Source organism: Thermodesulfobacteriota bacterium, assembly GCA_040758155.1.
Taxonomy (GTDB): Bacteria; Desulfobacterota; Deferrimicrobia; order Deferrimicrobiales; family Deferrimicrobiaceae; genus UBA2219.
In genome coordinates, this window is record JBFLWB010000144.1 from 65,901 (window position 1) to 72,049 (window position 6,149).

General features: G+C 64.7%; 6 protein-coding genes. All 6 read left to right on the top strand.

Annotated features, from left to right (window positions below):
* The first annotated feature begins 137 nt into the window (after nt 1-137).
* Nucleotides 138-671 carry a prepilin-type N-terminal cleavage/methylation domain-containing protein gene (locus AB1346_10215; GenBank protein MEW6720810.1) on the top strand — a complete coding sequence of 178 codons (534 nt, stop codon included), beginning with the start codon at nt 138-140 and terminating at the stop codon, nt 669-671.
* Complete coding sequence (pilV, locus tag AB1346_10220) at nt 655-1,116, top strand: type IV pilus modification protein PilV (GenBank protein MEW6720811.1); 462 nt, start codon at nt 655-657, stop codon at nt 1,114-1,116. The genes AB1346_10215 and pilV overlap by 17 nt, the downstream gene beginning before the upstream one ends.
* A gap of 2 nt (nt 1,117-1,118) precedes the next feature.
* A complete protein-coding gene (locus tag AB1346_10225; GenBank protein ID MEW6720812.1) occupies nt 1,119-2,171 on the top strand; it encodes a PilW family protein in 1,053 nt (350 codons plus the stop codon).
* 20 nt (nt 2,172-2,191) lie between these two features.
* Nucleotides 2,192-2,602, top strand: a complete 411-nt coding sequence (locus AB1346_10230) for a pilus assembly PilX N-terminal domain-containing protein (protein MEW6720813.1) — start codon at nt 2,192-2,194, stop codon at nt 2,600-2,602.
* 18 nt (nt 2,603-2,620) lie between these two features.
* The gene (locus AB1346_10235; GenBank protein ID MEW6720814.1) at nt 2,621-5,956 is read left to right on the top strand and encodes a PilC/PilY family type IV pilus protein; all 3,336 of its coding nucleotides are present in this window, start codon (nt 2,621-2,623) and stop codon (nt 5,954-5,956) included.
* On the top strand, nt 5,956-6,149 hold a 194-nt coding region (locus AB1346_10240; GenBank protein ID MEW6720815.1), incomplete at its 3' end, for a hypothetical protein. The genes AB1346_10235 and AB1346_10240, both read left to right, overlap by 1 nt.

Consider the following 6,149-nt stretch of genomic DNA (forward strand, 5'->3'; position numbering starts at 1 on the left):
CTTTTAATCCTTCGTTCATTTTTTTCCATCGGAGATGGGTGTTCCCTGCCTGCCACGCTCCAGGAAAACGGCATGTTACAGCGTTTTTCCTGTCGGCACGCCTCCTGCTTGCATAGCTCGCCAGGGAGGATCTCGGAATGGGGAACCGTAACGGATTCACGCTGGTGGAAATCTTTATCGCTTTGGCGATCGTAGCGATCATGATCGTCATCGCCTCGTCGAACCTGTTCGCCTGGCTGGGGCATGCCTCGGCCGTCGACTTCCAGCGGGAGGTCCTTGCCAGGAGCAACGAGGCGAGGACCCGCGCCATGGCCTCGAATCTCCAGCACCGCATGGTGATCGACCTGGGACAGGAAACCGTGGCGCTCGAGAGGGGAAACCTGGGAGCAGCGTCCACCGGCTGGACCCCCATCGGGAACGGAATCGCGGGGACCCGGGGCGCGGGAGTCCAGGAAATCATCGTGGACGGCGGAGCCCCCGTGACGGCGAACATCCATTCCTTCCTTTACAACCCGGGCGGCCAGGTGATGTACATGGACAACTCCGCCGCGATCCTTCCCGTGACGCAGGCGCTGATCCACCTGACATCGGAAAACCCTGTGGACCGATCCACGATTCGCATCTTCGGCTGGACCTCGAAAGCGAGGCTTGAGAATGACTGGACCAACTAGGCTTTCCCGGGACGAGGGGTTCTCCCTGCTCGAGGTGCTCATCTCCCTCGTGATCCTCGCGGTGGGGCTGCTGGCTCTGGCGCTGTTCCAGGTCACCGCGATCAAGGGGAACGCGATCGCCTCGCGGTGGACCGTCGCCACCCAGTTGACGCAGGACCGCCTGGAATCGTTCCGGCACGGCCCGTGGGACAATGTCGTCTCCTCGAACGCCGCGGGATTCAGCACCGCCACCATGCAGCCGATCTACGCGAACCTTCCCGCGAGCTCGGGGGACAACGTCGTCGTTCCCGGCGCGCAGCACCAGTATTTCCGCGTCTGGTGCGTGACCACGGACAACACCGCGACGCTGAGGACCATCACCGTATGGACCTGCTGGCAGGACGACCAGGGGACCTGGCACAACGTGATGCTGACGACGCAGCGCGCGAACCTGGGGGGGATCTGACGATGATGGCGGATTGCCGGTACGGGAGGCGCTCCCCCCGCGGAAATCCCGAGGCGGGATTCACCCTCATCGAGGTAATGGCCGCGCTGGCGATCCTGGGCATCGCCATGACGGCGGTGTTCTCGACGTTCATATCCCAGCAGCAGTCATTCACCACCCAGAGCCGCGTGGCGGAGATGCAGCAGAACCTGCGGCTGGCCGTGGACTGCATGACCCGGGACATCCGGATGGCGGGATACGGTATGCCGATGAGCACCAACACCGCCAGCGACAACGTCGCCCTGCCCGCCGGAGTCCTTCCCGGCGGCATCACGGCCATCCGGGCGATCTTCCCGGTCGACAACAACGCCGGGCCCGACCAGATCTACATCCTGTACCGGTACGACATGGACCTGGAACGGTACGACACCGTCAATAACCTGCTTCTGCCGCCGCCCGAGCTGCAGTCGATGGCCGCCGACCGGTCGTTCGTCACCGTCGACAACAGCTTCGGGTTCCTTGCCGGAGGAGGGGAGCACGCGCTCGTCACCGACGGCGCGACCGCCGACCTGTTCCAGAGCACGAGCGTCGTCGGGGCGACGGTGAATTTCGCAGGGGGGGGCTACAACGGGGCCCATCACACGAAGGTATACGTTGCCGGCGCGACCCCGGGCTTTCCCCCGTCCGTCGTGTCCAAGGCCCGGTTCGTGAGGTATTTCATCGACAATTCCGATCCGGCCCGGCCGACGCTGATGCTCGACCGTATGATTCCGGGGCAAGCCCCCCAGCCCGTGGCCGACGACATCGAGGACATGCAGTTCACCTACGGGCTCGACACGAACGCCGACGGGAACATCGACGCCTTCCGGTGCGACTCGGGCGGGACCGTCATCACGGCCGCCGAGGTCACCAGGATCCGGCAGGTGCGGATGCATCTCATCGCGAGGTCCCGTCTGCCGGAGGGGGGCATGATCGGAACGCGCCCCGCGCTCGCGAACCGGCCCGCGGGGGGGACGGACGGCTACCGAAGGAGGATCATCGAAGTGAATATCGACGCACGGAATTCCGGAACATGACGTCGCCGCGGGGATCCTTCATGGACGAACGGGGAAGCGCGCTCGTGGTGACGCTGATGCTCCTGGTGATCCTGACCGCCATCGGCATCTACGCCATCAGCATATCGACGACCGAGATGGGCATCGCGCTGCAGTCGCGGGTGGGGACGGGGGCGCTCAACTCCGCCGACGCCGGGGCCAATTACGGGATGAACAGGGTTCCCGAGGTTCTGCTGTTCGAGGAATCGTTGGGCCTTCCCGACGGATCCCTGTACCGGGTCACCTCGAGAACGACCGGCGTGATGACCCTTCGGGCGGGGTACGGATCGAATTTCCGGTTCGCGGATTTCGAAGTGACGAGCCGGGGGGAGCCGCCTCCGCAGTTCACGGGTTCGCGCAGCGTGCAGGCCGTGGTGGATTTCGGCCCCGTGCCTACGGGCACGATGTATTAGGCGGAAGGAGATACGGAGATGACGACGATGAGGAAACCGGCTGCATGGCTGGCGCTGCTGCTCTGCTGCCTCGTGGCGCTTCCCCCGTCGGCGCCGGCCGACGATACGGAGCTGTTCACCACCGCGGCGAACCCGAACGTGCTCCTGATGCTCGACACCACCGGTTCCATGGACACATCGGCGGACCTCTCCGTCGGCGACCTCGACGGGGACAGCCCTTCGGGGAGCCGGATGGACATCCTCTGGAAGGTCATTTACACCCTGCTCAACGCGGACCTGAGCACGCCCACCTACGACAATACCGCCACGGGGACGGCCCGGGGGGAGCTGCAGTACGCGAAGCGTACGGACCGGACCACCCTGTCCACAAGCATCAGCGACAACCGGTATTACGAATACATCATCGTTTACCACATCAGCGCCTCCGACTGGGCGCTCTTCCCCGGCGGTCCCTCTTCCGGAGGCACCGTACGGATCGGCTCCTGGTCGACCAACGAAAACGTGACCTATACGAGAAGGAGCTCGGGTTCTCCCTACACGCTTTATTTCGACAACCCGCCGTTCGATCCGGGAAAGCGATTCAACCACGATTACAACCAGGGGGCGAGGATCTCTTATACCTACACGATCGCCGGCGGCGAGGTGCCGTACCCGGAGAACTTCCCGACCAACAACACGGAGGCCGAAAGCACCGATTTCCGCAACAACCTCACCACGGAGGATGAGAACATCCTGAAGGCCCGACTGGGGCTCATGACGTTCACTACCTATTTCGGAGAGGTAAGGACCCTGATTCGGGACCAGATCTACCCCTCGGACAACAACGTCCCGCCGTTCAACACGAGCTATCGGGATATCTGGGATTCCACCACCAATTACGCCCACGCCAGCGGCGGCACCCCCACCGCGCAGGCGCTCAACGCCGCGAAGAACTTCTTCAACGTCGCCACGAGCGGCAACACGGTCGACATCTGCCGCCAGAACTTCGCGGTCCTGGTCACCGACGGAGAGGACACGATCGGCGGGCTGGACGGCTCGAGCGGGACCGGGGCCGGCCCCGATTACTACGACGACGGGGTGTTCAACGCGGACGGGTGGAGCGGAAACACCGGGCAGGTCGCGCGGAACAACTCGGTCATCCAGCGGGCGTACGACCTGAAGAACTATTCCCCTCCCGTCAACGTCTTCACCGTCGGCGTCGGGATCAGCGACAACACGAAGGACAAGGCCGTCCTTCGGGAAGTTCTGCGCCGCGCCGGGGAGCAGGAAAACGTCCAGGCGACGGTCGCGCAGTACAACAGCATCGGCGCTTCCGGGGACAACACCGCGAGGGCGGCGAACAAGGCGTTCTTCGCCACCGACGCGTCCCAGCTCTCGGTCGCGCTCCGGAACATCTTCCAGCAGATCACCGCCGGGATGTACTCCTTCACCGCGCCGACCGTCGCGTCGGTCCGCATGACGGACCGGAACTACCTCTACAAGGCCAGCTTCACGCCCAGCCCCCCTCCGGCGACCTTCTGGCAGGGGCACCTCCAGGCGCTGACGATCAACAGCGACAACACGATTTCCTCCCCGCTGTGGGACGCCTCCGACGTGCTGGACAACACCGCCGCCGGGAGCCGGAGGATCTACACGGCGGGATACGACAACACCAACTGGTCCCGTGTCGAATTCACCACCGGGAGCGTTACCCCCGCGATGCTCGCAGTCGACAACACCGCCGCCCGGGACACGGTGGTGAACTACGTCCGTGGGGTGGACCGGGCCGACCGGCTCGGCGACATCTTCCATTCCAAGCCGGTCGTCGTGGGTCCCCCTTCCCAGTTCTATTTCGACACCGGGTATTCCTCGGCGGCGGTGGTGGGAGGGACGCTCCAGGAAAGCTTCACGAAGAGCAAGGCGAAGCGTAAGCGGGTCATCTTCGTCGGCACCAACGACGGGATGCTCCACGGCTTCCTCGGCGGGGAATACGACGCCAACAGGACGCCGACCCCGGGATACGACACCGGCACCGGGGAAGAGGTCTTCGCGTATGTTCCCAGGATGCTCCTGGAGAAACTCGAGGAATTCGTCCCCGCGGAGACGACGCGGCACGGATATTACGTCGATTCCTCGCCGCGGGTGGCCGACGTCTGGATCGACGCGAATTCCGACGGGATCAAGGTTCCTTCCGAGTGGAGGACGGTCCTGATCTCGGGGCTTCGGAAGGGGGGGAACGGCTACTTCGCCCTCGACGTGACCGACCCGGGCAACGGCAAGGATTCCACCGACTTCACGAATTACCCGAAGGTGCTCTGGGAGTACCAGGGAGGATCGACCCTCGGGCAGAGCTGGTCCGAGCCGTTCATCGGCAAGGTGAAGGTGAAGGCGACGTCCGCCTCCGCGGAGACGGACCGCTGGGTCGCGGTCTTCGGAGGAGGGCAGGCCGACTCCACGTCCACGGGGCAGACCCTGACCGTCCTCGACATCTCGACGGGAACGGCGCTGAAGATCTTCTCGACCGGGATCGACAACGCGATCGTCGCCTCTCCCACCGCGGTGCTCGATCCGAACGGGTATATCCGGTTCGTCTATGTTTCGGATCTCGACGGGTCCCTCTACAAGTTCCGCTTCACGACCCCCGGGGTCTCGAGCGACCTCTACTCGCAATGGGACATGAAGAAGATCTTCCAGGCGCCGGCGGGATCGCAGCCGGTCTACCACCGCGTGGAGTATTCGGCATCGACCGAGAGCACCCGCCGGCTCTTCTTCGGGACCGGCGACCAGGAGTTCCCCGTGTCGAACCTCGGGACGGGGAAATTCTACTCCGTCGACGATTCGGACGGTTTCTGGCCCGATTCGCCGCTGACCGAGGCGAACCTTTCGGACCTTTCGCTGTCCATCACCAACCCCGCCGGCGGAACCATCGCCTCCGGGCGGGTCGGCTGGTACGTGAACTTCGCGAGCGTGCCGTCCACTTCGGTCGACAACAATACGCACACGGGGGAGAAGGTCCTCTCCGACCCCGTGGTCTTCTTCAACGCCGTCTACTTCACGACGTTCACCCCCGACGTGGGCCAGGCGTGCGGCGGGGGCGGGATCGCCAGGGTGTACGGCCTGAACATCCTGAACGCGGGCGCCGCCCTGGGAGGGATCGCCTCTCTGGGTGAAACCGAGACGAAAGTCCCGTACCATGTCTACACGGGATCGGGGGAAGGCACCGCGGGGGGCATTCCGTCCAGCCCCTCGCTTTCCGTCTACCCGTCGGGACAGTCGTCGATCTTCGTGGGGTTCTCTACCGGGGCGGTCGAGGAGATCAAGGTCGAATCTCCCCCGCAGATGAAGAACATCAAGGCGTGGAAAGAGACGTTCTGATGGAACGGTCGATGGTTCCGGGAAAAGGGGGACGGAGGTCGGCGGCGCTTGCGCTCGCCATCCTCCTGGCGGGAACCGCGTGCGGAAGGATGGAGGGGGGCGGCCCCCCGCCCGGCGCCGGACCCTTGCCGGAAGAAGCCCCGGCGGCCGCCGCCTCCGCGGCGGAACCGGCCGCCAGGCCGCCGGACGCGTC

Excerpts from the sequence above, each read along its gene's own strand:
- AB1346_10230 (MEW6720813.1), top strand. The coding sequence starts at position 2,192 with ATGGACGAACGGGGAAGCGCGCTCGTGGTGACGCTGATGCTCCTGGTG.
- AB1346_10225 (MEW6720812.1), top strand. The coding sequence starts at position 1,119 with ATGATGGCGGATTGCCGGTACGGGAGGCGCTCCCCCCGCGGAAATCCC.
- pilV (MEW6720811.1), top strand. The coding sequence starts at position 655 with ATGACTGGACCAACTAGGCTTTCCCGGGACGAGGGGTTCTCCCTGCTC.
- AB1346_10235 (MEW6720814.1), top strand. The coding sequence starts at position 2,621 with ATGACGACGATGAGGAAACCGGCTGCATGGCTGGCGCTGCTGCTCTGC.
- AB1346_10215 (MEW6720810.1), top strand. The coding sequence starts at position 138 with ATGGGGAACCGTAACGGATTCACGCTGGTGGAAATCTTTATCGCTTTG.